This window comes from Tenacibaculum singaporense (assembly GCF_003867015.1).
Taxonomy (GTDB): Bacteria; Bacteroidota; Bacteroidia; order Flavobacteriales; family Flavobacteriaceae; genus Polaribacter; species Polaribacter singaporensis.
In genome coordinates this window covers 2,730,849-2,754,361 of sequence record NZ_CP032548.1, presented here as the reverse complement: position 1 = coordinate 2,754,361, position 23,513 = coordinate 2,730,849, and the positions used below count along the sequence as shown (strand labels likewise).

22 protein-coding genes are annotated in these 23,513 nt (G+C 31.5%); 5 read left to right on the top strand and 17 right to left on the bottom strand.

The features are described 5' to 3' along the window. Positions 1-49: 49 nt before the first annotated feature. The 3 genes from D6T69_RS12190 to D6T69_RS12180 all read right to left on the bottom strand — a co-directional run bounded on the left by D6T69_RS12190 (position 50) and on the right by D6T69_RS12180 (position 2,766). Positions 50-1,066: a TQO small subunit DoxD gene (locus tag D6T69_RS12190; RefSeq protein WP_125067984.1), complete on the bottom strand. Its 1,017-nt coding sequence runs from the start codon at positions 1,064-1,066 to the stop codon at positions 50-52. Between the two features lie 555 nt (positions 1,067-1,621). Next, positions 1,622-2,176, bottom strand: coding sequence for a GNAT family N-acetyltransferase (locus D6T69_RS12185; protein ID WP_125067983.1), 555 nt, complete (start codon positions 2,174-2,176; stop codon positions 1,622-1,624). After that, positions 2,173-2,766: an Lcl C-terminal domain-containing protein gene (locus D6T69_RS12180; RefSeq protein WP_125067982.1), complete on the bottom strand. Its 594-nt coding sequence runs from the start codon at positions 2,764-2,766 to the stop codon at positions 2,173-2,175. Before D6T69_RS12180 ends, D6T69_RS12185 begins: the two co-directional genes overlap by 4 nt. Before the next feature lie 190 nt (positions 2,767-2,956). On the opposite strand from D6T69_RS12180, the gene D6T69_RS12175 reads away from it, so the two are divergent. Further along, on the top strand, positions 2,957-4,000 hold the full coding sequence (locus D6T69_RS12175) for a flavin-containing monooxygenase (protein WP_125067981.1): 1,044 nt from the start codon (positions 2,957-2,959) through the stop codon (positions 3,998-4,000). 97 nt (positions 4,001-4,097) lie between these two features. Here D6T69_RS12175 and D6T69_RS12170 read toward each other — a convergent pair whose 3' ends face one another. Further along, a complete protein-coding gene (locus D6T69_RS12170; protein ID WP_125067980.1) occupies positions 4,098-4,583 on the bottom strand; it encodes a DUF2938 domain-containing protein in 486 nt (161 codons plus the stop codon). A gap of 148 nt (positions 4,584-4,731) precedes the next feature. Between D6T69_RS12170 and ctlX the strand changes: the two genes are divergently transcribed. Next, positions 4,732-5,667: a citrulline utilization hydrolase CtlX gene (gene ctlX / locus D6T69_RS12165; RefSeq protein ID WP_125067979.1), complete on the top strand. Its 936-nt coding sequence runs from the start codon at positions 4,732-4,734 to the stop codon at positions 5,665-5,667. On the opposite strand, the gene D6T69_RS12160 is transcribed toward ctlX, so the two are convergent. The 10 genes from D6T69_RS12160 to D6T69_RS12115 form a co-directional block, all read right to left on the bottom strand. After that, the gene (locus D6T69_RS12160; protein WP_125067978.1) at positions 5,664-6,116 is read right to left on the bottom strand and encodes a hypothetical protein; all 453 of its coding nucleotides are present in this window, start codon (positions 6,114-6,116) and stop codon (positions 5,664-5,666) included. The genes ctlX and D6T69_RS12160 overlap by 4 nt on opposite strands. A gap of 63 nt (positions 6,117-6,179) precedes the next feature. Then, positions 6,180-9,077, bottom strand: coding sequence for an FAD-binding and (Fe-S)-binding domain-containing protein (locus tag D6T69_RS12155; protein ID WP_125067977.1), 2,898 nt, complete (start codon positions 9,075-9,077; stop codon positions 6,180-6,182). 36 nt (positions 9,078-9,113) lie between these two features. Then, entirely contained in the window at positions 9,114-9,572 is a 459-nt protein-coding gene (locus tag D6T69_RS12150) for an Lrp/AsnC family transcriptional regulator (RefSeq protein ID WP_240628309.1), read from the bottom strand. Positions 9,573-9,696: 124 nt separating this feature from the next. Then, the gene (gene hglS / locus D6T69_RS12145; protein WP_125067975.1) at positions 9,697-11,127 is read right to left on the bottom strand and encodes a 2-oxoadipate dioxygenase/decarboxylase HglS; all 1,431 of its coding nucleotides are present in this window, start codon (positions 11,125-11,127) and stop codon (positions 9,697-9,699) included. A 361-nt stretch (positions 11,128-11,488) separates the two neighbouring features. Beyond that, the gene (locus D6T69_RS12140; RefSeq protein WP_240628308.1) at positions 11,489-12,316 is read right to left on the bottom strand and encodes an alpha/beta hydrolase; all 828 of its coding nucleotides are present in this window, start codon (positions 12,314-12,316) and stop codon (positions 11,489-11,491) included. Positions 12,317-12,637: 321 nt separating this feature from the next. Then, complete coding sequence (locus D6T69_RS12135) at positions 12,638-13,255, bottom strand: MarC family protein (protein WP_125067974.1); 618 nt, start codon at positions 13,253-13,255, stop codon at positions 12,638-12,640. 164 nt (positions 13,256-13,419) lie between these two features. After that, the gene (locus D6T69_RS12130) at positions 13,420-13,926 is read right to left on the bottom strand and encodes a nuclear transport factor 2 family protein (protein ID WP_240628307.1); all 507 of its coding nucleotides are present in this window, start codon (positions 13,924-13,926) and stop codon (positions 13,420-13,422) included. 19 nt (positions 13,927-13,945) lie between these two features. After that, entirely contained in the window at positions 13,946-15,919 is a 1,974-nt protein-coding gene (locus D6T69_RS12125) for a PspC domain-containing protein (RefSeq protein WP_125067973.1), read from the bottom strand. Beyond that, positions 15,912-16,256 carry a PadR family transcriptional regulator gene (locus D6T69_RS12120; RefSeq protein ID WP_047789417.1) on the bottom strand — a complete coding sequence of 115 codons (345 nt, stop codon included), beginning with the start codon at positions 16,254-16,256 and terminating at the stop codon, positions 15,912-15,914. Before D6T69_RS12120 ends, D6T69_RS12125 begins: the two co-directional genes overlap by 8 nt. A gap of 17 nt (positions 16,257-16,273) precedes the next feature. Next, positions 16,274-16,702 carry a DUF4870 domain-containing protein gene (locus D6T69_RS12115; protein WP_125067972.1) on the bottom strand — a complete coding sequence of 143 codons (429 nt, stop codon included), beginning with the start codon at positions 16,700-16,702 and terminating at the stop codon, positions 16,274-16,276. Between the two features lie 154 nt (positions 16,703-16,856). On the opposite strand from D6T69_RS12115, the gene D6T69_RS12110 reads away from it, so the two are divergent. From D6T69_RS12110 to D6T69_RS12100, 3 genes are read left to right on the top strand one after another with little or no spacing between them, the layout of a single operon-like run. Further along, a complete protein-coding gene (locus D6T69_RS12110) occupies positions 16,857-17,312 on the top strand; it encodes a DUF4442 domain-containing protein (protein WP_073183040.1) in 456 nt (151 codons plus the stop codon). Between the two features lie 7 nt (positions 17,313-17,319). Next, complete coding sequence (gene blaOXA, locus D6T69_RS12105) at positions 17,320-18,177, top strand: class D beta-lactamase (RefSeq protein WP_125067971.1); 858 nt, start codon at positions 17,320-17,322, stop codon at positions 18,175-18,177. A gap of 34 nt (positions 18,178-18,211) precedes the next feature. Beyond that, entirely contained in the window at positions 18,212-19,012 is an 801-nt protein-coding gene (locus tag D6T69_RS12100; RefSeq protein WP_125067970.1) for a TIGR00266 family protein, read from the top strand. Positions 19,013-19,076: 64 nt separating this feature from the next. Here D6T69_RS12100 and D6T69_RS12095 read toward each other — a convergent pair whose 3' ends face one another. The 3 genes from D6T69_RS12095 to D6T69_RS12085 form a co-directional block, all read right to left on the bottom strand. Next, positions 19,077-20,465 (bottom strand): TlpA family protein disulfide reductase, encoded by a 1,389-nt coding sequence (locus tag D6T69_RS12095; protein WP_125067969.1) that lies wholly within the window; start codon positions 20,463-20,465, stop codon positions 19,077-19,079. A 381-nt stretch (positions 20,466-20,846) separates the two neighbouring features. Next, positions 20,847-21,191 (bottom strand): 5-carboxymethyl-2-hydroxymuconate Delta-isomerase, encoded by a 345-nt coding sequence (locus tag D6T69_RS12090; protein ID WP_125067968.1) that lies wholly within the window; start codon positions 21,189-21,191, stop codon positions 20,847-20,849. A gap of 94 nt (positions 21,192-21,285) precedes the next feature. After that, positions 21,286-23,493: an endonuclease MutS2 gene (locus D6T69_RS12085; RefSeq protein ID WP_125067967.1), complete on the bottom strand. Its 2,208-nt coding sequence runs from the start codon at positions 23,491-23,493 to the stop codon at positions 21,286-21,288. Between the last annotated feature and the right edge of the window lie 20 nt (positions 23,494-23,513).

Genomic DNA, 23,513 nt, shown 5'->3' with positions numbered 1-23,513 from the left:
GAAATAGAAAACGCAATAGTGGTTAAACAATCACTATTGCGTTTTTGGTTTATTTAGTTATTTGATGTGTCCAAAAGGCACCACTAATGTCTGTTATTTTTACGGTGTATGTTCCGTTAGAAATATTTGAAAAAACTTGATTTTTGAAAATCATTTTAGCTTTAGCACCTAAAGGAACAACCAAGCTATGTTTACCCGGTTTTATTTTAGCAACATAATAATTTGAGATGTTTTCATTAGTTAAAGAAGATAAGTCTTTTTGAGAATACTGAATAACAATATTACCATTTTGATCAAATAACTCGATAGCGATAATCCACGATCCATATACATCAACACCTTCTGTTCTAAAAAGGTTGAAAGAAAGTGTATCGTTATTAATCTTACCTTCTGTTATTTCTATTTTAGGTTTAACCGATTTGTTATGAAGTGTTCCCCAAACACCACCATGAAATACTTGGTTGGTGAATAAAGTCATTCCTAAAATAGCTAAGGATCCTATTAAAACAAATCTTGGGAAAATGTTGTTTTTAATCGGTAAGATTCCTGATCCTAACCATGCAAACCATTTCTTTTTGGTGAAGGAAAAGTTGTTTTTTATAAAGTAGTTGTCTAGTGAGTATTTACCGCTTCCTGTTAAAAAGAGTACATATCCTGTTGCGATTCCAAGTACACCAATTTGCCATTCATCAAGGCATGTTGTTCCTATCCAACCAGAGCCCAAAAGAATACCCATAGCGAGACCAAATACACCAATACTCATTATTCTGGTAAATAAACCAAAGATGATAAATAGTCCTACAATTCCTTCAATAATGGTAAATATTACCATGTTTAACCATAGTATATCTGGATTTTCAACTAAGTATTGAATAAGAGGTTTAATACCCAATGCATTAGGAAGAAAATGGTTGAATTTTTCTCCAATGTATCCTGCTACTTCAGGGTCGAGTTTATTGGCTAAAATTGTCCTTCTCCAAAAAGCAGAGAAGTAGGTCCAACCAATAACTAACCGTATTGCCAGAGCCAAAAGCCCTGAATCGTTTTTTATATTGTTGTTAATCATTATGTTTTTATATTAAAACTTATACTATCCGTAGTTTATAGTACAAGCGATAGCTACATAAGTAAGTATCTATGTAGGTTATTATTTTTATTTGTAATTCTTAAGAAGAGGGAGGACTAAAGGTGGCCTTTAAAGTTCTTAAATAAAATATAAAGAGGAACTGAAGATACTACATGTCTCTTTTTTTGATAGCCAGTCCTTATTTTATTTGGGGAAGTTTCAAGAAACAGAAAAGAGGTGTTAAAATCTCTATTTATAAAAACAGGAAAAACTTTAACAGAAGGTATTGTTTGTAGTAGAGAAATATCAGTAATCTCACTACTATAACAACTAAGGTTACTTGTGGAGGTTTGACTTTTATTTGAAACTTCGGTTAGCGGAAGATTAAGTTCTGCTTGTATAAAGTTTCTAACTTTACAGGGAGAAAAAAATAATAAAATAACTAGACCTACTATAGGAAATAGCGAAGAAGTATTTGGTATTTTATTAAATTTTATCACAACGTAAACTTATAAAATAAACGGAGTGTAGTTTGTTATAATTTTCTTAATAAAGTTAGTGTATTTGTAAATGTTCCATTGTCTTACCAGCTAATCTTTTTTCTCCAACAATTTTAAAACCAAGTTTCAAGTAAAGTTTCTTAGCGTTAGGGTTTTCCTTATCAACTAAAAGCCCTAAGGTCTTCTTCTTTTTATGAACGTACTCATCAATTAAAAAGGTTAATATTTTAGAGCCAATACCTTTACCTTGGTAGCTAGGATTTACACCAATACAATCAATATAATATTCTCCAGACTGGGTTTCGTCTTCGTATGTTAGTTCTTGATTAAACCTAGTTTTTAGTAATAAAGCTACTGGTTTTTTAAGTTGTTTTAAGTCGGCACCATCATATAAGTTAGCTGCAGCAATGACTTTATTGTCACTTTCTATAACCCAACAGTTTTCGTAAGAGTACTGATTGCTTTTTTGAATAATTAATGATTCTAAAAAAGTAAGTGCTTTTTCTGTAGAATTTTCTCCAATAAATGTATAAATGATGTCTTCCATTGCCAAGAGCATGCAAAAAGCAATTTCTTTAGCGTCTTTTTGGGTAGCTTTTCTAATAATCATTGTAAATTTTTTACTTCGTTGTTATTTCTAACCAATCGCACGCTTATACCAAACGATTTTCCTCTATGTTCTTTTGTATAGGTTGTAATTTTTTCTCTATTACCAGATACAGCAAATCCTTCTTTAAAACTCATGTAGCTAGCAGTATTTTTATTAGGTGTTGTAGAACTCCAAAAAGCGTAAGCTCCTTTTCCCCAAAAGAAAGTAGAGTCAATCTCTGTAAATAATTGTTTATAATTAATTCTATCTTTTTCATTTTTATTGATAGAACGATATTCTTTTATGTTGGGAACTCTCCAATCATTAAATCCTGCATAGTTATGAGAATTCATTTTTTCTTGCCATTCAAATACTTCGTCCCACTTATTTAAAAACCTTTTTTCAATGGCACTAAAATCGTTCTTCATCCAAATTAAGTTTGTGGTAGAGTCTAACACAATTAAAGTAGTGTCAATTGTTTTTAGGCTCTTGTTAGGGGTAACTACTTTTATTTTTACTTCAGCTTTCTTTTCAGGGGTGTTGTTTTCTTTCTGAGCCTTCTTACATGATGAAAAGCTAAGTAGTAAAACAACAAGGGTAAGTATTCTCATTTTCTTAAAACTTCAATTTTTGCAAATTTATGCTCTCTAGAATTAATTTCTTACATATTATTACAAATAATATTTATGTAAACCTCTGTAACTTTCTTTTTTGATTTTTAAAGAAAATGTAGTTCCAAGAAAAGTTTGACGTGCTTGTTTAAAGTATCTATATTTGAGCCCTTAATGAAAATGATTTTAGATGTTAGATTTTGTGATTATTGGTGGTGCGCAAGCAGGCTTATCCATGGCTTACCACTTAAAAAAGATGGAAAAAAGTTTTATAGTAGTAGATGGAGAAGAAGAAATTGGAGCCTCTTGGCTCAATAGATGGGACTCTTTAAGACTATTTACACCAACTGAATATAATCACTTGCCAGGTTTAAAGTTTAACGCGCCAAAAGGTCATTATCCTTCCAAGTATGAGGTTAGCAATTACTTTAAATCGTATGTGAAGAAGTTTGACATCCCAGTACAACTGAATACGTTGATAATTTCTATTAAAAAATCAGTAAAAGGATTTCATGCATTATATAATGAGGGAGAAATTGTAGCAAAAAATGTAATTGTAGCAACGGGACCATTCCACATACCTTATACGCCACCATGTCATACAAAATTGTCAGAGAAAGTGTTGCAAATGCATAGTAATTACTATAAAAATAGTGAGCAGTTGCAAGAAGGTGATGTTTTAGTTGTTGGAGGAGGAGATTCAGGGTATCAAATTCTAGATGAGCTATCTAAGGATAAGAAATCAAATACAGTTTATTTTTCGGGAGATACTAAAGTAAAAACCTTACCCCAGCAGTTTTTAGGAAAAACTCTATGGTGGTGGTTTACTTTAATTGGATTTTTAAAATTTAACAAATATAGTTGGATAGGGAAAAAAATAAGCACTTCTTTACAGCCTGTAATTGGCACGGATGTAAAAGAAATTCTATCTCGTGAAAATGTAGTTACAGTAGGAAGAACCAAGGATGCTTTAGATAATGAAGTTGTTTTTGAAAATAAGAAAGTAACATCAATAAAAAATATTATTTGGGCTACAGGATATCGTCCAAACTTTAAGTGGATAGAAGGCTTGGAGTTAGATGCAGATAATTATCCCAAAAATTATAGAGGAGTGAGTAATATTGAAGGGTTATATTTTATAGGCTTACCTTGGATGTATACTCGTGGTTCTGCTACTTTAGGAGGTGTAGTAAAAGATGCTAATTATTTAGCCAATGTAATTAGTGAAAAATAAACTTACGTATGTAAAAAACAAAACCACTAATAACTAATAGTATTAGTGGTTTTGTTGTATAAGAGATAAAATGTTACATCTAATAAACTAAGCTTAATTACTTAATTAAGGAACTTAAAATTTTAGCACTTAAAAATAATCCAAAACCAAATACGGTATGTGTTATTAAACTCATTATTCTTGCTTTGATTGGATCAGGAGTGTTAGAAGCGGCAATTCCCAATCCAAATGCAGGTTGCATGAAAAAGAAAGGTGCTACCACTGTTACAATTCCTATAATTAAAGCTGGTAAAAGTGTAGGGTGTTCAAGCCATTTTTTACCAAAAATAAAGACTAAGAGAAAAGCAAATACAATTCCTATAGTATAGTGTGCAACCCAACCAATTAGGTGCTCATGTTTTATGGAAGGAGCGGTAAATATTGTATGATGAGAAAATTTACCGTCAAAAAAATAACCAATCCAACGACCCAGAAATTTGTAATCAAGAGTTTTGATACCAAAGTAATTTAAAATGATAGAGTAAACATCCATGGTTGCTGTAGCACCAATACCTACTAAAATTGTTTGAAATAAATGATTCATGTTGTTTTTCAGACAAAAGTAAAATGTGAGAAGGTGGTTGTGATAGGACAAATCAGAGAAAAAATAGGATAAATTAACATAACATAATTAAAATTTAGTTGTTCTCTTTTACTGTAATAAAAAGTCAAAATCTTATTACATTCGCAGTATGCAACAAACAACAAATACAATAGTAATGGTTCGTCCTGCAAGCTTTAGGATGAATGAGCAAACAGCAGTAAATAATTATTACCAGCAAGAATTATCGGGAATGTTACCTGCATCAGTTAATGCTAAAGCACAAGAAGAATTTGATGCTTTTGTAGAAAAATTACGAGCTGTAGGAGTTACTGTAATAGTTGTTGAAGATACTAAAGAGCCTAATACACCCGATGCATTATTTCCAAATAACTGGATTTCTTTTCACGAAAATGGAGATGTAGCTATTTATCCGATGTTCGCAGAAAATAGACGTTTTGAGCGTAGAGAAGACGTATTGGAAATACTAGAAGAGAAAGGTTTTGTAATTGAAAATGTTGTAGACTATTCAGAAGCAGAAGAGGAAGGAATTTTTTTAGAAGGAACTGGGAGTATGATTTTAGATAGGCATAATAGAAAAGCCTATTGTGCTTTGTCTCCTCGTGCTGATGAAGAATTATTTATTGAATTTTGTGAAGATTTTGAATACACACCTGTAATTTTTACAGCGAATCAAACAGTTGAAGGAAGGAGAGAAGCTATTTATCATACGAACGTGATGATGTGTGTTGCAGAAACTTTTGCGGTAGCGTGTTTAGATTCGATAGATGATAAAAAAGAAAAGAAAAACGTATTAAAGCATTTGAAGTCGGATGGAAAAGAAGTTATTGCCATATCAGAACAACAAGTAACACAGTTTGCAGGAAATATGCTACAAGTTAAAGGAACGAATGATGAGCAATACTTGGTTATGAGTTCTTCCGCCTTTAATTCATTAAACCCAAATCAAATTAAAGTTATAGAAAAGCATTGCAAAATAGTACACAGCTCTCTAGAAACTATAGAAACCTGTGGCGGTGGAAGTGCTCGCTGTATGATGGCTGAGGTTTTTTTACCAAAAGCCTAAGTAACCATTGTGTTAGAAACTTTATAATTTTTATAGTATTGCATTAAAATAAAAGAACAGATTACAGAAGATGCAATCCCTTCAATGGCTAATGCAAATACAACTAGTGGTAAACTTAAATTTTGACCCCAAAAAGAAGATTGTTCAAGTATTGTCATAAAACCAGCATCAATAAAATCTACATATATAATTAGTCCCAAAATAGTTAAGGCTACAGCAATTATTGAGGTTCCAATTCCTAATAAAAAATTGCTGAAATATAACGACTCATGGTTTTTGACAATATTGGTTTTTATAGCTCTGTTAATACCATAAAGAACGAAAGCAAAGTTTAAGAAACGTAGTTCGGAAACATCTTCTAATCCAAAAATTTTCATAACTAGAAAGAAGCCGACAATGCCTGCAAAAATTAGCAACGCATTGCTGAATATAATTTTATTGCTCGTCATAATAGTGCATTTTAAGAGTTAATTGTCTTAAAAGTACAAAATAATGATATGAAAATCAATTATTTATAGTAAAGCTTCTCTTAAAATTGTTACGGGATGTTTTGCTAAACGTTTTGTCCCGTCATAAATTTGATGACGACAACTAGTACCAGCAGCAACTATTTCTGTATCAACGGAACAATTTCGAACCTTAGGAAACAATGTATCTTCACCCACTTGCATACTTACTTTATAATGCTCTTTTTCATATCCAAAAGAGCCTGCCATACCACAACAACCTGTATTCATAATTGTTACTTTATAGTTCTTAGGAATATTTAATATAGAAAAAGAAGCGTGTGTACTAGACAATGCTTTCTGATGACAATGCCCATGTATTTTAAGTTCCTTTGTTTCATTACTAAATTTAGTAGTGTCTATGGAACCTCTAGCATGTTCATCAGCTAAAAACTCCTCAATAGTAAAGCAATTTTCAGAAAGTTTTTTGGCAGATACCTTATCATCTGCTAAACGTAAGTACTCGTCTCTAAAGGTTAAAATAGCCGAAGGTTCTATTCCAATTAATGGAGTTTCTTCAGAAATTAATTCTTTAAAAGTATCCACGTTTTTATTAGCAATTTCTTTAGCTTCTTTTAAAAATCCTTTTGAGATATAACTACGCCCACTTTCCTCGTGGTTTACAGTTTTTACTTCATATCCTAATTTTTCTAATATAACAACTGCGTCTTTTCCAATTTCTGCATCGTAATAGTTTGTAAACTCATCATTGAATAAGTAGATGGTTTTTGTTGAGTTGATTGATTGATGTTTTTTTAACCAAGCACTCAAAGGTTGTTTTGCTAACTTAGGAACAGAACGCTCTGTGGCAACTCCCATAACCTTTTTAGCTAGAGTAGTATTGGTAAAGAAATTTGTTAGTGCAGGGAATTTACTTCCTAATTTATTGTATTTAGCATTGTTAGCAAATAACTTACTACGGAAAGAATATCCGTTTGTTTCTTGATATTGGTACAAGAATTCTGCTTTCATCGAAGCAATATCTACATTACTTGGACATTCACTAGCACAAGCCTTACAACTCAAACATAGGTCTAAAATATCTTTTAATTCTTTAGAATCGAATTTGTTTTTAGCAGTATTGTTAGTTAAAACTTCACGAAGTGTATTGGCTCTAGCACGGGTAGTTTCTTTTTCGTTTCGAGTTGCTCGATAACTCGGACATAAAGTCCCGCCAGCTTCAGGAGACTTACGACAATCACCTGAACCGTTACATTTTTCAGCCAACTTTAAAATACCTTCACTATCTGAAAAATCTTGAATGGTTTCAATATTAGGTTCATTTCTGTCAACTTCATAACGCAAACTTTGATCCATCGGAAAAGCATTGGTAATTTTTCCTTTGTTGAATACGTTATTTGGATCGAAAGCCTTTTTTATTCTTCGTAATAGTTGGTAGTTGTTGTCACCAATCATTAGCGGAATAAACTCCGCACGCACAATACCATCACCATGTTCACCACTAAACGATCCTTGATACTTCTTAACTAACTCAGCAGTTTCAGTAGTTATTTTTCTAAACAGTACAACATCTTCCTGTTTCTTTAAATTCAAAATAGGACGTAAGTGTAGCTCACCAGCTCCTGCATGCGCATAATACACCGCTCTTTGCTGATATTTATCCATAATTTTAGTAAACTCCTCAATATAGGTAGGTAAATCTTCCAAGGCTACAGCAGTGTCTTCAATACAAGCTACCGCTTTATCGTCTCCAACAATATTTCCTAATAACCCTAAACCGGCTTTTCGTAGTTGATGGACTTTAGCGATGTCTTCACCATATACTTTAGGGTAGTGGTACCCAAAATTGTTTGTTTTTAAATCTTCAATAAGTTTATCGGCTAGTATTTCTGCTTCTTCAATGGTATCGGCAGAAACTTCTAACATTAAGACTGCTTCAGGGTCGCCTTGTAAAAAGAAGCGATTCTTTGCTTGTTCACGGTTGTTTTTAGTACAATCTAAAATTACTTTATCCATTAATTCACAAGCATAGAGTGTGTGTTTCATGGTAGTAACAGTAGCTTTTAAGCTTTCGTTTACACTAGTAAAATGCGGACATACCATAATACTTTGCGTAGGAGGTAAGTCGTCTAGTTGAATCGTAATAGCCGTTGAAAATACTAAGGTTCCTTCACTTCCTGATAAAAATTTAGCAGGATTGATAGTTGGTTTAGTTCCGCCAAATAAATCGGAAGTTAAAAATTCATCAACAGCATATCCTGTATTTCTTCGGTGAATGCTTTCTTTTGGGAATTCTTTTTTTATTTCTTGCTGAACAGCTTCTTGAGAAAGCTCTGTATAAATAGCACGATAGATATTTCCTTCTAACGAATTTTCTATTTTCTTTTGGTTGAATTCTGCTGAGGTAATTTCAGAAAAAGTAACTTCACTTCCATCACTTAACAAACCTTGGATAGCAATGACTTTATCACGAGTTACTCCATAACGTATAGAAGTACTTCCTGAAGAGTTGTTACCTACCATTCCGCCAATCATACAACGGTTAGAGGTTGAGGTATTCGGTCCAAAAAACAATCCGAATGGTTTTAGGAAGCGGTTTAAATCGTCACGAATAATTCCAGGTTCTACCGTAATGGTTTTGTTAATTTCATCAAAAGCCAATATGTTGGTAAAGTGTTTAGAAACGTCTACAACAATTCCATCTCCCACACACTGTCCTGCTAATGAAGTTCCTGCTGTACGCGGAATTAAGGTGATGTTATTTTTAGTAGCAAAATCAATTAATAGTTGAATATCCTGTATGTTCTTAGGATAGGCAACTGCTAGTGGGATTTTACGATATACTGAAGCATCGGTTGCGTAAATGTTTTTATGTAGGTCGTCAAAAAATAGTTCGCCAGTTAATGATTTTTTGAACGTTTCTAGTTGTGTTGTTTGTACCATTATCTTAAATACCTAAAATGTGGGTAGTGTTGTTAATTATTCTATTGGAATGTGACGCTTAAAACAGGTATCGAAACATATAAAAGTATCGGTTCCTGCCACTCCTTTAATTAAATGTACGTTATCGTATAGTATTTTTTGTAAATGTTCGTTGTCTCTAGCAAATATTAAAATAAAAATAGCGTAGTAACCAGAAACAAAGTTACATTCGGTTATTTCGGGTATTTTTTCCAACTCGTACATTACTTCTTTAGCAAAGCGAGCTTCACGCAATCGAATACCTGTGTATGATTTGGTTTTATAGCCTAAGCTTTTTTCTTCTAAAACAAACTCCGCATTTTTAATCACACCTTCAGCGGTTAGTTTTTTAATGCGTTGATGAATTAAGGAATTGGAAACTTTTAACTCTTCCGCAATTTGCGAATAGGCTTTACGAGCATCTAAACGTAATTTTGATAGTATTTGTTTGTCTATATAATCAAATTGATTTTCCAAAAGAATAATTTTGTTAGAATAAACTTAATATAAGCTACAAGATAAACAATCGTTTTTAACGAAAAAAAAGTGTAGCCGATAATGCAAATATACGGCTACACTTTTTCAATATTCTATTTTATGCTTAAGCATTTATTACTGCTAAGCAGTTTTGTATGCTTTCATCTTGCATGTCTTCATACCATTTTGTTAACTTATAAACAGGTTCACCTAAATCTTTTTCAAATAATGATTGATTTGAAGTGCCTTCATATTCGCGTTTAGCATCATCTGTTCCTAAGTTTGAAGCAAAAATTCCTGCTGCACTTACAGGTAAGAAATCTTCGTAAACCATAGGTTCTATGCTTAAATAGCCATCCTCTAATAATTGGTTTACATCTGCTTTTGTATACACTTTTTCTTTAGATAAAGTTTTTGCTTTATCGGTAGTGAAATAATGGAAATATGCCAACTCTTTTGAGTGTAGCTCTTCATAGTTATCAGGAAAAACTTTAAAATTTTCTGCTAATAATTTATTGTATTCTGAGGCGTTTTCGGCAGTTGGTGATCCACCAATAGCTTTACGTGTTTTACCTAACAACTCGTGATACAAGTCAAGTCCTTTTTGAGTTAACGCTGCACCACGTTGTTCAATCTCACCAAAACGAGCTTTGTGTTCGCCTATTTCTTCTTTTTCAGCATTGTTTTTAAAAGTTACTTTTTCGGTCAATGCTTTAAAACTTGTTTGGCGTAATAGAATAGGGCATTTTCTTGCAGGAGGTCCTTCTATATTATCTTTTGGTGGAATATTACGAGTTTCCATACTTATTTGCACCTCGTCTATATCTAAAGTTCTAGGGGTTAGGTGGTTGATGTGAGGCCCTTTGAAAGCAACTACATCAGCAATTAATCTGTGTTGATTTAATAAAGCTTCATACATTTCATAATCTACAGTAGCAGTATCGTGCCAACGAAAAGTTTCTAATGCTTCTTGAACAAAGGTTTCGGCATCTTCTTTATTTAAACCTCCTTCTTTTTCAGACTTATCAATGAGTTGTAAAACTTTTTCTGTAAAAATTTGACGTTTTTCTAAAATAGTTTCAACATTGTTACGAAGTTCAACATCATCAATTAAATCTAAACGTAATAAAGAGGTAAAAACTCTGAATGGAGCTTGGTTAAGAGCGGTACTTTCAATAGCTCTAAATGCTGTAGAATGAACAGGAACACCAGCTGGGGCTAAATCGTAGTAGCCAACAGAATACATTCCCATTACTTTAAACAGACGTCTCATCGTAAATAACTCATAGGGTTTACCTAAACGAATTGCTCCGTGGCGTTCCATATTTAGTCGAGTTAATTCTCCTGTATGTGCTAACTGCTCTTCAATTTCTCTAGACTCAGAAAGAACATTATCATTGATATCATGAACCAAATCAAGTAACTCACCATAAAGTGGTACCTCATTTTTGTACATATCAGACATAATTTTAGAGAAGCGGTTACGAATGTACTCTGGAGAGACAAATTCTTCAGCTGTATTAGTAAAACTTTCTAGTTTATTTTTTGATGACATAGTTTATTGAGATTTGCTACAAATTAAATGAATTTAATTTTTTTTAGTGTTTATAAAAGTGAATTTTGTTTTATTGGTGTTTATTTTGAGTTTATTTGATTTTATAGATGCGTTTTTGTAAACCAAAAAGACAATTTTTCACTGAAAAAGTGATTTTTAAAAGTCAATTTGACTTTTTTAGTACACAAGCTTTTGTGAAATTTTAATATTATTAGAGAGTAAGTGTAGTATACATATTCTAAACAACAAACTTAAAAGCTTTACTATCTTAAGAATAATAGAGAATAATTGTTTTCATAGATGGAGTTCCTGTTGAACTTTAAGAAGAATTTACAAAAGGTAGTTTGTTATTTAAAATGGTTTATATATCTGATTTAAATATTTTTTCAAAAGCATTGTATACAGCTTCATGTAAAGCATCTCCATGAGTTTTATCTTCTAAAAAATCAAAGTGAAGTTTTGAATTTTCAGTTGCTTTATCAAGCAGTTTGTTGTATAGTTCTTTGGCAGTTCTTTCCATAATTGGGCCTTCTTTACCAACTGCAATGTAAATGTTCTTCTTAGTGGTATACTTTACTGGTGTGAAGGTCAAAAGTTTTTCAGCATCCCACCAAAGACTAGGGCTTACAATTATGTAGTTGTTAAAAAGGTTGGGAGTTTTAAATAAAACTTCTGTAGCTAAAAGCCCTCCAAGTGATTGTCCGATTAGTGTTTTGTTATTAGTGACTCTGTAGTTGGCATTAATAAAGGGTAACAGTTCTTTTTGTAGAAACTGAATAAACTGTTTAGATTTTCCAGAGGAAGGAAACTCTTTTTGATCAATTTCAAGGGTTGAAGGGTAAGTGAAATCTCTTTTTCTATCTACATTTCCAATACCAACAACAATAGCTTCAGGGAGCATGTTTATCCATGGAAAAGAACCAAATTGCACAATTCCAGCAATGTGAATAAAATCCTCATTTTTAGAGCCGTCAAGTAAATAAATGATAGGATATTTTTTTGAATTATAGGTGTTGTAGCTAGCAGGAAAATAAATATTTAGTGTTCTGTCCTCTTTTAAAATAGCCGACTTTATTTGAACAGTTTTTCCAATAGAAAAATCACTTTCATTAATTTTTTCAGGAATATTTTGAGCAAAACTAGCGATAGTTATGAGTATAGTGGTAAGTATCGAAATTTTATGCATCATTTCATGACTTTTTGATATTTAAGTAAATATAGAATACTTTTTTTTATGATAAAAAAGCCTCTAGTTTTACTTAAATCAGGAAAATGAATTATTGCATTCAAGCTTGCATGCATAGAGAAGTTTTATTTTAAATAATTTAGAGATTTCAGAGAACTGTTTCATTAATTGTGTTTTTTAATTCCAAGCACTAGTGTTTTAGAGTCCTTGTCTAACAGAAATAAAGAAAGGTTTATAAATGAAAATGTCACATTAAAAAAGTTTAATAAAAATTGAAAGGTGTATATTGCTTTTTCTCTTCTTAAGTTAATTATAGGTAATTATTTAGTTAGTGGTAAAAAAGAAATCTTTTAGTCCACTTAAAATACTTTGCACAGCATAAGAAGCCAAGATAAGCCCCATCACTTTACTAATAACTGTAATACCATATTCGCCAATCCTTTTTTGTATACGGCTGGCTAATAAAAGAATTATCATAGTGAGTGCTACCACAAAAAGAACGAGTAAGGTAGTAATAATTTGTTGTTGTATGGTGTATAAATGGTTGTCGGTTAATAATACTACAGCCATAATGGCTCCTGGAGAGGCAATTGAAGGGATTGCTACAGGAAAAATAGTTACATGTTTATAATCTGAAATTAAATGTTTTTCAGATTCTGGTTTTCCTTCGCCAAAAATCATTGTTAATGCAAAAAGAAAAAGGATAACACCTCCAGAAATTTGAAAAGCATCTAGAGTAACTTTCATCCCTTCTAAAATAATTTGCCCTACAACAATAAAGAATAGTAGAATTAAAAAAGCAATGAATGATGCGCGGATAGCTACTTTTTTCTTGTGGTATGTATCCAATTGTTTGGTAGCTTCTAAATATACAGGAACTGTTCCTAAAGGATCAATAACTGCAATTAAAAAAAGGATGGTTGTAATTATTTCTGCTACCATTATTAAAATTTGTTAGATAACGAAGTTACTTTTTTTGAATGTAGTATCAAATATAAAAACAAAAAGCCAAAGCTGTACAGCTTTGGCTTAACTAATAAAACCAAGTATTAGTGTCATCGGAGTTAGCTAACCAATGAACTAATGTTGTTAGTGTCAACTATATTTTAATGTAGACTAATAACTTTTGTCATTAACCACTTTTCATGTTCTTTTTTCCAGATAGCAATAAACTTGCTAGGTACAGATTTAGCATTAGGTTCTCTATTATTAAAAAATTTATGATAACCTATTTGAACGGCTCCATACTTATTAATAGGGTATACCTCAATGCTACCCTTTATCAAGGTACGAGTAACCTTACCACAAATATTTTTTTTAGTGGCAGCTATGATTTCATTTTTAGAGGTAGATAAACCACCCTTGTCATGAAAGAATTCAATATCATCACTTAAAATACCTGCTTGGGTTTTCATGTCACAAGTATTATAAGCGTTAAAGAATATACTATCCATTTTTACAATTTGATTGTGTAGATCAATATCAACAGGTTTGTAGTTAGGAATCTCTTGTACTTGTCCATTCATTACCCATGATAGTAAAAGTGTGTATAGTAGGGTAACTATTTTCATAAAAAAGTTACCCTTAAAAAAGAAGTCAAATAAATCATTCATAGTTTTTCAGTTTATGCGTTTACCAAGTTTTAAAGCTTAAAGCTCCTTCTTCATTATACAGTCTACGGAATCCTTTTGATATAGTATCTAATGTACCGTTTGAAATTTTAATACTACCTACATAGCCATCGTTACAATCAATTTCTAAAACTAGATTGTCAATTGTTTTATCATTATTAAATTTAGAGCTAACAATATCAATATCTATGTTTTTACGATCTTTAAACCAGTTGATTAATTTGTTAAGCTCATTTTCAGTAGTTTTCTTTGAGATGATAAATTCCGCTTTTGTATCATTAATTGTGCTGTCAAATAAAAAGCTTATTTCATCATCATTATCAGAGTCCCAATCATCAGACTCTTCATTATTAATATCTTCTTCATCACAATCTAAACAGTTAAAGCCTTTAGAAGTCATTTTAAAATGATGGTTGGCCATATCACGGTCGTATACATTTTGGACGTTTTTTACATCATCTAAAAAGTTGCGAGACGAACCTTCAAAGTATACAGTTGTTCCTTCAGGAATGTATAAAACAGCGTCAATTTCTTCATCTTTCCACATGTTTTTGTATTCACTAATAAAAAAGGCATCAAAAACAATAGTGTTGTTAGCTGTTTTAAAGTTGTATTGAATGGCTTCTGCATTACTATTGGCATTATGACGTTTTCTTCCTTCAGAAGTTTTCTTTATTTCTATATAAGCATTACCAGTTTCACTCTTACGAACATCGATATTTATATCGTTAGAGTATTTCATTTCTTTATCATTTACATGAACAGATACTGAATTATCTCTATTGCGTAAGTTGTGTTGATAGTAAATATTATCGTCGTTTACTACTCGTATTTTTAGCGGCTCTTCTTGATTGTAGGTAATACTATGTTTCGAAACATGTGCACCATCGTAAGCATGTGTGGTAAAATATTCAATACCAGAGAACCCGATTGCTAATAAAGATATCAACCAAAGTCCGAATAATGTTAAAACTGTTGCAATACCAAGTCTTTTAACATTAGGAGATAAAATTCGTAATCCTAAAATAAATAGGACAACAAAAGGAATTCCTATTAAGAAAAATACAAATGTCATTAATAACCATTTAGGCATAGCCGAATCATAAAAGAAAGGAGGGTAGTGAATCATGTCTCCATCAAAATTTAAGATTTCTAAGCTTCCTACAGAAAATAAGGTTAGTAGCAATGAAATGATTGTAATACCAGCGATAAATATTAATAAAACGCCCATGAATTTACCAAACACTTTGAATACGGCTAGTAAAATTTTACCCATAGTGTCTATGAAATCCTGAAAACCAGATTTAGTTTGGTTACGTAGTTTTTGATAATCAGCATTTGAAATTTTATCCGATAAATCATGGGCGCCTTCCTTTACCTTTGATGAAAGGTTTTCAAACTCATTACGAATTTTTTTTTCAATGTTATCAATATTTACAGCTTCACCCTCCATTTGCAACTTTTCAGAAGTGGTTTTAGCTTCTGGTAGAATAACCCATAAAATGATATATCCTATAATTCCAAAACCAAATCCTGCTAATGTTAAAATAAGGAAAGCTAAACGAATCCAAACAACATCAATATTAAAATAATGTCCAAGTCCAGAACATACTCCTCCTAGAAACTTGTCATCACCATCTCTAAACATTTTTTTGTTAGAAGTATTTCTCTTATAGTTGTAAGAAGTATTTTCGCTATACCCTTCTTCAGCTTCCGCATAGTCTTCAGGTTGCCCCATAATAGCAATAATTTCTTCAATGTCGCTTTCATTTACTACTTGACGAGCATCAGTAATTCTTTCAGATAATAACTCACTAATACGAGCTTCTATATCTGCAATAATTTCATTTTTTCCTTGTGGATCATCGCTTAACGAACGAGCGATGGCATCTAAGTATCGTTTTAATTTCTGATAGGCAGTTTCATCTATGTGGAAGAAAAATCCGCCCAGGTTTATATTTATTGTCTTATTCATCTTTAGTTGATTTTGTACTTGTTACTTGGTTTACTGCGTTTACTAAATTATGCCATGTTTTGTCTAATTCTTTCAAGAACATTCCGCCATTTTCTGTGAGTACGTAATATTTTCTTGGAGGTCCAGAGGTTGATTCTTCCCATCTGTAACTTAATAATCCTGCATTTTTTAAGCGGGTAAGTAACGGATATATGGTTCCTTCAACCACAATCATTTCAGCACTTTTAAGATTTGAGAGTATTTCAGAGGTGTATGCATCTCCTTTTTGTAAAATAGATAAGATACAGTACTCTAAAACTCCCTTACGCATTTGTGCTTTTGTGTTTTCTATCTTCATGTAATGCGGTTTATGGGTTATTTTATAAATTTTATTGTAAGTGGATATTTATACATTTCACCTTTATTAGCTTTCATGGCTGCTATAATTATCAGCGCTACTTTAATAAGAGCGACAATACTTACAACAGAAGCGAATCCAAAAATACCAAACAATCCTCCGTGTCCATGGTATCCACCAAAGTCGATATCTATACCATCAAACCCGTTGAAAATTCTTCCGAAGAAAAAAGGAATAAAAGAAAGGCCTAGTATAAAAATGTATAAACTATAACTGATGTTAAAATTAACGGCCTCTTTACCATGTTCATCTAAAAAAGTACTTCGTTCTTTTAAAGTTTGCCATAATATAAGTGGGGTGATAATACTTCCTAAAGGAAATAAATACCCTGCAAAAGCAGAAATATGTATTAAAAAAGCATTGGTATTTTGGTTGTTGTGTTGCATAGTGAAATGATTTATATAATACTTTATAATGCAAATATATATCTTTTAAAAGGTATTATGCAATACATAGTACTAAAAATTAACAAAATTTAACATTTAAATGAAGCGATATAATTAAATAAAAAGCTGTACATTGCCTGTAAATACTGAAAAAATGAAGTTTACACCAAGAAAAGTTAATGCCTTTTTATTATTTAAGTTACCCTCAGCTTTTTTTACTGGAGTGCGATTAAAGTCGCTTACTAACGACAGAGCAGTGGTTAAAGTAACCCACAAATGGGTAAATCAAAATCCATTTAAATCAATGTTTTGGGCAGTACAAGGAATGGCATCAGAATTATCTACAGGTATTTTGGTAATGAAAGAAATAGATGCTTCGAATAAAAAAATTTCTATGCTGGTTACTAATATGAATGGAACTTTTACTAAAAAGGCTACAGGGAAAATTCGTTTTGAATGTAACGATGGTAAATTAATAAGAGAAACTATACAAAAAGCAATAGATACAGGTGAAGGGCAAACAATAACTGTTACTTCAGAAGGTTTTAACGAAGAAGAGGTTTCTGTTTCAAAATTTGAATATGAATGGAGTTTAAAGGTTAAAAATTAGTTTTGTGGTGAGGTTTAATTATATTTTTATAATTATAGTACTGCTATTTTCTTGTAAGAGTGAAGAAAAGGGTAAAAAAGAGAAAGTTGAAACAAAGTTTTTAGTTAATAATCAGTTTCAAGAAATACTTGATAAGACAAAATTAGAAGGAGCTATACTAGTTTATGATTTGCATAAAGATGTGTATTATTCTAATAATTTTGATTGGTGTAAAGCTGGAAATTTACCGGCGTCAACATTTAAAATTCCGAATTCTATCATTGCTTTAGAAGCTGGAGTCGTAAAAAATGATAGCGCAGTCTTTAAATGGAATGGAGAATCTAGGTATCTAAAGATTTGGGAGCAAGATTTAACGTTTAAAGAAGCTTTTCACTACTCTTGTGTTCCATGTTACCAAGAGGTAGCTAGAAAAATTGGAGTTGAAAGAATGAAATCCAGTTTAGCAAAGTTAAATTTTGGTTCAATGGATGTAAATGAAATGACTTTAGATAATTTCTGGTTAGAAGGAAAATCTAAGATTAATCAATTTCAGCAAATAGACTTTTTAAAACGATTACATAATTCAGAGTTACTTATTAGTGAGCGTACCGATAGTATCATGAAAAGTATGATGATAATGTATAAAAGCAATCAGCATGTATTAAGAGGTAAAACAGGTTGGTCAGTAAGAGGTGAAGAAAATAATGGTTGGTTTGTAGGTTACGTTTTAGTTAAAAAGAATGCTTATTTCTTTGCCACAAATGTAGTTCCAAAAAAGAATTTTGATATGAAGTTTTTTAGTAGAGAAAGGAAAGAAGTGACTTTTAATGCTTTAAAAGCGTTAAAAGTATTAAGCGAAAAAGAATCTTTTGTAACAAAACAGTAAAAAACTCTTCTTATAAATATAAAAACAAAAAATTATGAATGCACACGAAATAGATTATCGCATTTTTGGAGAAGAAATGCAGTATGTAGAAATAGAATTAGACCCGCAAGAAGGAGTAGTTGCTGAAAGTGGTAGTTTTATGATGATGGATGCTGATGTGAAAATGAACACAATTTTTGGAGACGGTTCAAATCAAGAAAAAGGATTGTTAGGGAAAATTTTTTCTGCAGGAAAACGAATCTTAACAGGTGAAAGCCTGTTTATGACGGTTTTTACCAATGATGGTCAAGGAAAAAAACAAGTTTCTTTCGCATCACCATATCCAGGGAAAATAATTCCAATTGATTTAACAGAATTTGGAGGGAAGTTTATTTGTCAAAAAGATGCTTTTTTATGTGCAGCTAAAGGGGTATCTATTGGAATTGAGTTTTCAAAACGCTTAGGAAGAGGGTTGTTTGGAGGAGAAGGTTTTATCATGCAAAAAATGGAAGGCGATGGTATAGGCTTTGTGCATGCAGGTGGTACAATGGCAAAAAAGGTATTACAACCAGGAGAAGTTTTAAAAGTAGATACAGGCTGTATTGTTGGTTTTACTCAAGATGTTGATTATGATGTTGAATTTGTAGGAGGTATAAAGAATACCATTTTTGGAGGTGAAGGATTGTTCTTTACAAAGCTGAGAGGTCCTGGAACTGTATATATCCAATCATTACCATTTAGTAGGTTAGCAGGTAGAGTGTTGGCTATGGCTCCACAAACAGGAAAAGGAGATAGAGGAGAAGGAAGTGTTTTAGGAGGTTTAGGAGATATTTTAGATGGAGATAATAGGTTTTAGAAATATAAGTAAATAAAAAAGACCGCTAATTTTTATTAGCGGTCTTTTTTATTTTATTGGTAAATTAGATACCTAATTCTTCAAACATATTGATTAAACGTTCTCCTTCTGATGGTGCTGGAGCGTTTGGACTTACAATATTACCATCAGGATCAATGATGATAAATCTTGGTAAACCTTTTATTAAGAAGTTTTGAGCCCAATCTAAATTTAAGTGACTATCTCCAGCCATTAACTGTATACCAGTCATTTCTCTATCTTGAATGGTTTCTTTCCATTTTTCGTCATTACCTTTAGCATCAACATTAATGCTTACAAACTCAATGTTTTTACCATGGTATTCTTGCTCTAATTTTTTTAATAAAGGGATTTCTCTTTTACAATAAGCACACCAAGTAGCCCAAACATCAATGTATAAGTACTTTCCATGTCCTAATAAATCATCTAAAGAAGTTGTACCTCCATCATAGTTTACATAATCCTTAAACTTAGGAGCAGGTTGTCCTTTAGCAGTGGTTTTTAATAAATTGTAATCTTCAGTAATCTCCTTTTTATGTGTTTCATTAGTTGAATATGCCATGAATTTTCTGTAAAATTCTTTTAAATCACTAGCATATGTAATACTATTTTGGGCACTATTATATAATAAATCGTTTTTAGCAATTGTGTCAGTAACTTCAGTATGAACAGTTTCTAAATAAGTTAAATAATAATCATCACCTTCTTTATTATTTTCTCTGGCCATATTTTTTAACTCGGCTTCTAACATTGCTCTATAGAAGTAACAGTTAACATAATCTGAACCACTACTGTAGTTGAAGTTTTCTAAAGGGTCAGGGAAATCTCCTGAAACTTTAAAATCTTTATCGCCAGTTAAAGTAGCATGAAAGTCTTGATAGTTGTACAAGTTTCTTAAACATTCATAGTCAATATTTTTAACTTCTTGTTTTAAGAAGTCAGCAGGTAATTGCTTGGAAATTGAAAGTTCTGTTACAGCATCTTTATATTCATTAGTTTTTGCTAAGAACTCTTCTTCTTCTAAAGCAAAGTATTCATTGGCACTGACAAGTATTTCAGGCCAAGTTTTTTGTTTTTCATAAAGGTAACTATTGATGTTTTTGTTAGTACCTTCAAAATTGATGAAGTCAGCATTCTTGTAATCAAATACAATACCTGTATCATCAGTTTTTGTTAAGTATAAATTAATAGGTTTTTTATTACAAATTAGAGTGTAGTAACCATCTCTATTAATTTTAAGGGTATCAACAAAAGAACCAGTCTTTCTATCAAATTTTATTTTCTTTTCAAAACGAAAGCCATTTAAAGTAATATTACTCTTTTTGAAGTTTTCAATTTTACCCGTCAAAACCAAGTAGTCTTTAACAGGTTTTTCTTCTTTTTTACATGAAATTATGGTAACTCCTAAGAGGGCTAAAAGTACTAGTTTTTTCATTGTTTAATGTTTAGTGAGAATATGGTGTTTAAGGCGTCGAAGTTACTTTTTTTAACTTTTTTATCAAAAAAATTAACAGTTTATTTAAATAACACTCTATTTTTTACATAAGATTCCCTTGAGGTTTTATCTTTTTGGTTCTTTGTACATCTTAAAAATATTAAAAAAGGATACTACACATGTAATAAATTTACAACCAGTTGGTTTATAAGATATTCATAGTGTTGTATTACTAGATAAAAGGTTTTTTACCAGAAGAGTCAAAAGTAAAAATATTAAAATGTCTCGCTTATCTTGATGAGAAAATGAAAACTCATAGCGATCCAATTTATAGAATCAATACAGGTTTTGGTTCGTTATGGAACGTTAAGATTAGTTTACTTACACCATAGATTTATTACAATAAGTAGCTTTTTCAAAATCTCTTATATTGATAGAAATGATAGGAACTTCAGGGAACATAAGTTTTAATTCAGTAATAATTTTTTCTGAAAGGTTCTTTTTTTGAGTGATGTTTCTTCCTTCCATAATGTTGGCAAAAACATGGATGAAATTATCGTTAGTATTTCCCGTAATATAATATTCAAAAGGATTAATTCTTACCTTAATATCTCGCTTGTCAAAAAGATTAGTTGATTCAGCAGTATCATAAACTTTTTGTATAATTTCTTTAGGAGATTTTAATTTGATAATGTTTTCAGAGCAATCAATCACAAAATGTGGCATAATTTTTATTTAGTTTTTTATAGGTTAAAGTATAGTAACTCTTTGTGAATTCCAATGGTTGAGTTTGCTGTACAGTTTTATTATTGCTGACAAATTATTTTTTAGCTCGTTCTACTAATTCTAATTGTTCAATTTTAGCTTCAGTAGTAAAGAGACCGTAATTGATAAAAGCTTTTTTCTTTTCTATTTTATCAATGGTGCCTACTGCATTACCATCAACTAAACGAACTCTGTCATTTACTTTAAAAACATAGGCGGCTCTTTCTTTAGCAATTTTTTCGGCTTCTTTTTTCTTTTCTTCTCGAACTTTTACAACTTTTTGAAGTACTTCTTTTTCTACTTTTTTAATTGCTTCCTGTTGTTTTTTTGTTGCAACTTTCTCTTCTTTTTTTTCTGTTTTAGTTTTCTTTTTAGGTGGATTCTTCTTTATATACTTGGTTTTTTCAGCCATAGCCCATTTAAAAAAGCTAGCAGAAAGTTCTTTCTTATTATTTGTTTGGAAGTACTTATTGAGCATTTCATTAATGCTCCTTCCTAAAGATAGCATGCGTTGATTGTTATCGTATAACTCTTGAAAACCTTCTAATTTTTCACGTATTTTAAGTTCTTTTTCTTGTAAGTTTTCAATATGCTCTTGTCCTTTCGATTTTTGTTTGTTTAAACTTTCAGAAGTTTTTTGTAAGCGATTTCGCTCCTTTTGAAGTTTAGAAATCGTCTTATCTAAACGAACTTTTTCGGTTTCAACACGTTTTTTAGCACGATTGATTAAGCTATATGGAATTCCGTTTTTCTGCGCTACTTCAAAGGTAAAAGAACTTCCTGCTTGTCCGATATATAATTTGTACAAAGGTTCTAAAGTACGCTCATCAAATTGCATATTAGCATTGGTAACATTATCCAATTCATCAGCCAATACTTTTAAGTTTGCGTAGTGCGTGGTAATTATTCCAAAGGCTTTCTTCTCATAGAATTCTTCCAAGAAAATCTCAGCCAAAGCTCCTCCTAATTCAGGATCAGAACCTGTACCAAATTCATCAATTAAAAACAGAGTGTTGTCATTGCATTTTCTTAAAAAGTAACGCATGTTTTTTAATCGATAACTATAAGTACTCAATTGATTTTCGATAGATTGATTATCACCAATATCAGTCAAGATAGTATTGAAAAGTGTGGTTTCACTACGTTCGTGAACAGGAATTAATAATCCACTCTGTAGCATGACTTGTAATAAGCCAATTGTTTTTAGCGTAATACTTTTACCACCAGCATTCGGGCCTGAAATAACAATAATTTGTTGCTCTTCACTTAACTGAATAGTCTGTGGAATAGTTTCAATATTTTTAGCGTTATTCTTTTGCCATAAAATAGGATGAAAAGCATTTTTTAGAAAGACCTTTTTTTCCTTCGTAATTTTAGGAAGTAGTCCGTTGATGCTTTTTGCATATTTTGCTTTAGCACCCACCATATCTAAATGTGTTAAAAAAGAAATATATTCAGTTAATAGCGGGGTAAAAGGTCTTATTTCAGTAGCTAAAGCTCTTAATATACGTACAACTTCTTGCTTCTCTTCATATAACAGGTTTTGTAACTCTCTACTGTAAGCCAACGTAGCTTGAGGAGCGATATATACAATATTACCTGATTTAGATGAACCTAATAAGCTACCCTTAACTTTACGTCTATGCATAGCCAAAACAGCCAGTACACGTTGGTTGTCGATAACAGTTTCTTTGATATCGTCTAAGTAACCACTCGAAATATTTTTACTCAAGGCACGAGAAAAACTTTCTGAGATTTTACCTCTAACCGCGCCAATATCTTTACGTATATGTTTTAAAGCAGCAGAAGCATTATCGGCAACCTCACCATATGGAGTAATTATCTTCTTTATGCTATCTACAATTACTGTTGTAAACTCAACTTCATCACTTAGGGAAAATAATGTAGGGTAGTAGGTTTGAAACTTTTTTAAAAATTTCTTTTGCTCATTCACAGTTTCTGAAACAGCTGAAACCTTTAAGAAACCGTCTGTTTCTAAAAAACTATTTTCTATAGCAAGTCGCTTAATTTCTTCAGAAATATCTTCAAAATAATGATTCGGAATTCGGTTTTCATTTTCAAAAGAAGACAGATATTCATTTACCATATTCAACTCAAAAAATAATTTTCTTTTGTTTGAAATAGGTTGAATTAGCATTGTTTTCTCTTTTCCTAAATTAGAAATGCAATGTGTTGCAACTTGTTCTAAAACTGTTGTAAATTCTAAATCTTGAAGTGTTTTTTCTGTAATGTTTTTAGTCAAAATAGTATATTTGAAACCAC

What these genes read in the sequence shown, in the direction of transcription:
- D6T69_RS12190 (WP_125067984.1), bottom strand. Translation starts at nt 1,066, where the DNA reads ATGATTAACAACAATATAAAAAACGATTCAGGGCTTTTGGCTCTGGCA.
- D6T69_RS12185 (WP_125067983.1), bottom strand. Translation starts at nt 2,176, where the DNA reads ATGATTATTAGAAAAGCTACCCAAAAAGACGCTAAAGAAATTGCTTTT.
- D6T69_RS12180 (WP_125067982.1), bottom strand. Translation starts at nt 2,766, where the DNA reads ATGAGAATACTTACCCTTGTTGTTTTACTACTTAGCTTTTCATCATGT.
- D6T69_RS12175 (WP_125067981.1), top strand. Translation starts at nt 2,957, where the DNA reads ATGTTAGATTTTGTGATTATTGGTGGTGCGCAAGCAGGCTTATCCATG.
- D6T69_RS12170 (WP_125067980.1), bottom strand. Translation starts at nt 4,583, where the DNA reads ATGAATCATTTATTTCAAACAATTTTAGTAGGTATTGGTGCTACAGCA.
- ctlX (WP_125067979.1), top strand. Translation starts at nt 4,732, where the DNA reads ATGCAACAAACAACAAATACAATAGTAATGGTTCGTCCTGCAAGCTTT.
- D6T69_RS12160 (WP_125067978.1), bottom strand. Translation starts at nt 6,116, where the DNA reads ATGACGAGCAATAAAATTATATTCAGCAATGCGTTGCTAATTTTTGCA.
- D6T69_RS12155 (WP_125067977.1), bottom strand. Translation starts at nt 9,077, where the DNA reads ATGGTACAAACAACACAACTAGAAACGTTCAAAAAATCATTAACTGGC.
- hglS (WP_125067975.1), bottom strand. Translation starts at nt 11,127, where the DNA reads ATGTCATCAAAAAATAAACTAGAAAGTTTTACTAATACAGCTGAAGAA.
- D6T69_RS12140 (WP_240628308.1), bottom strand. Translation starts at nt 12,316, where the DNA reads ATGATGCATAAAATTTCGATACTTACCACTATACTCATAACTATCGCT.
- D6T69_RS12135 (WP_125067974.1), bottom strand. Translation starts at nt 13,255, where the DNA reads ATGGTAGCAGAAATAATTACAACCATCCTTTTTTTAATTGCAGTTATT.
- D6T69_RS12130 (WP_240628307.1), bottom strand. Translation starts at nt 13,926, where the DNA reads ATGAATGATTTATTTGACTTCTTTTTTAAGGGTAACTTTTTTATGAAA.
- D6T69_RS12125 (WP_125067973.1), bottom strand. Translation starts at nt 15,919, where the DNA reads ATGAATAAGACAATAAATATAAACCTGGGCGGATTTTTCTTCCACATA.
- D6T69_RS12120 (WP_047789417.1), bottom strand. Translation starts at nt 16,256, where the DNA reads ATGAAGATAGAAAACACAAAAGCACAAATGCGTAAGGGAGTTTTAGAG.
- D6T69_RS12115 (WP_125067972.1), bottom strand. Translation starts at nt 16,702, where the DNA reads ATGCAACACAACAACCAAAATACCAATGCTTTTTTAATACATATTTCT.
- D6T69_RS12110 (WP_073183040.1), top strand. Translation starts at nt 16,857, where the DNA reads ATGAAGTTTACACCAAGAAAAGTTAATGCCTTTTTATTATTTAAGTTA.
- D6T69_RS12100 (WP_125067970.1), top strand. Translation starts at nt 18,212, where the DNA reads ATGAATGCACACGAAATAGATTATCGCATTTTTGGAGAAGAAATGCAG.
- D6T69_RS12095 (WP_125067969.1), bottom strand. Translation starts at nt 20,465, where the DNA reads ATGAAAAAACTAGTACTTTTAGCCCTCTTAGGAGTTACCATAATTTCA.
- D6T69_RS12090 (WP_125067968.1), bottom strand. Translation starts at nt 21,191, where the DNA reads ATGCCACATTTTGTGATTGATTGCTCTGAAAACATTATCAAATTAAAA.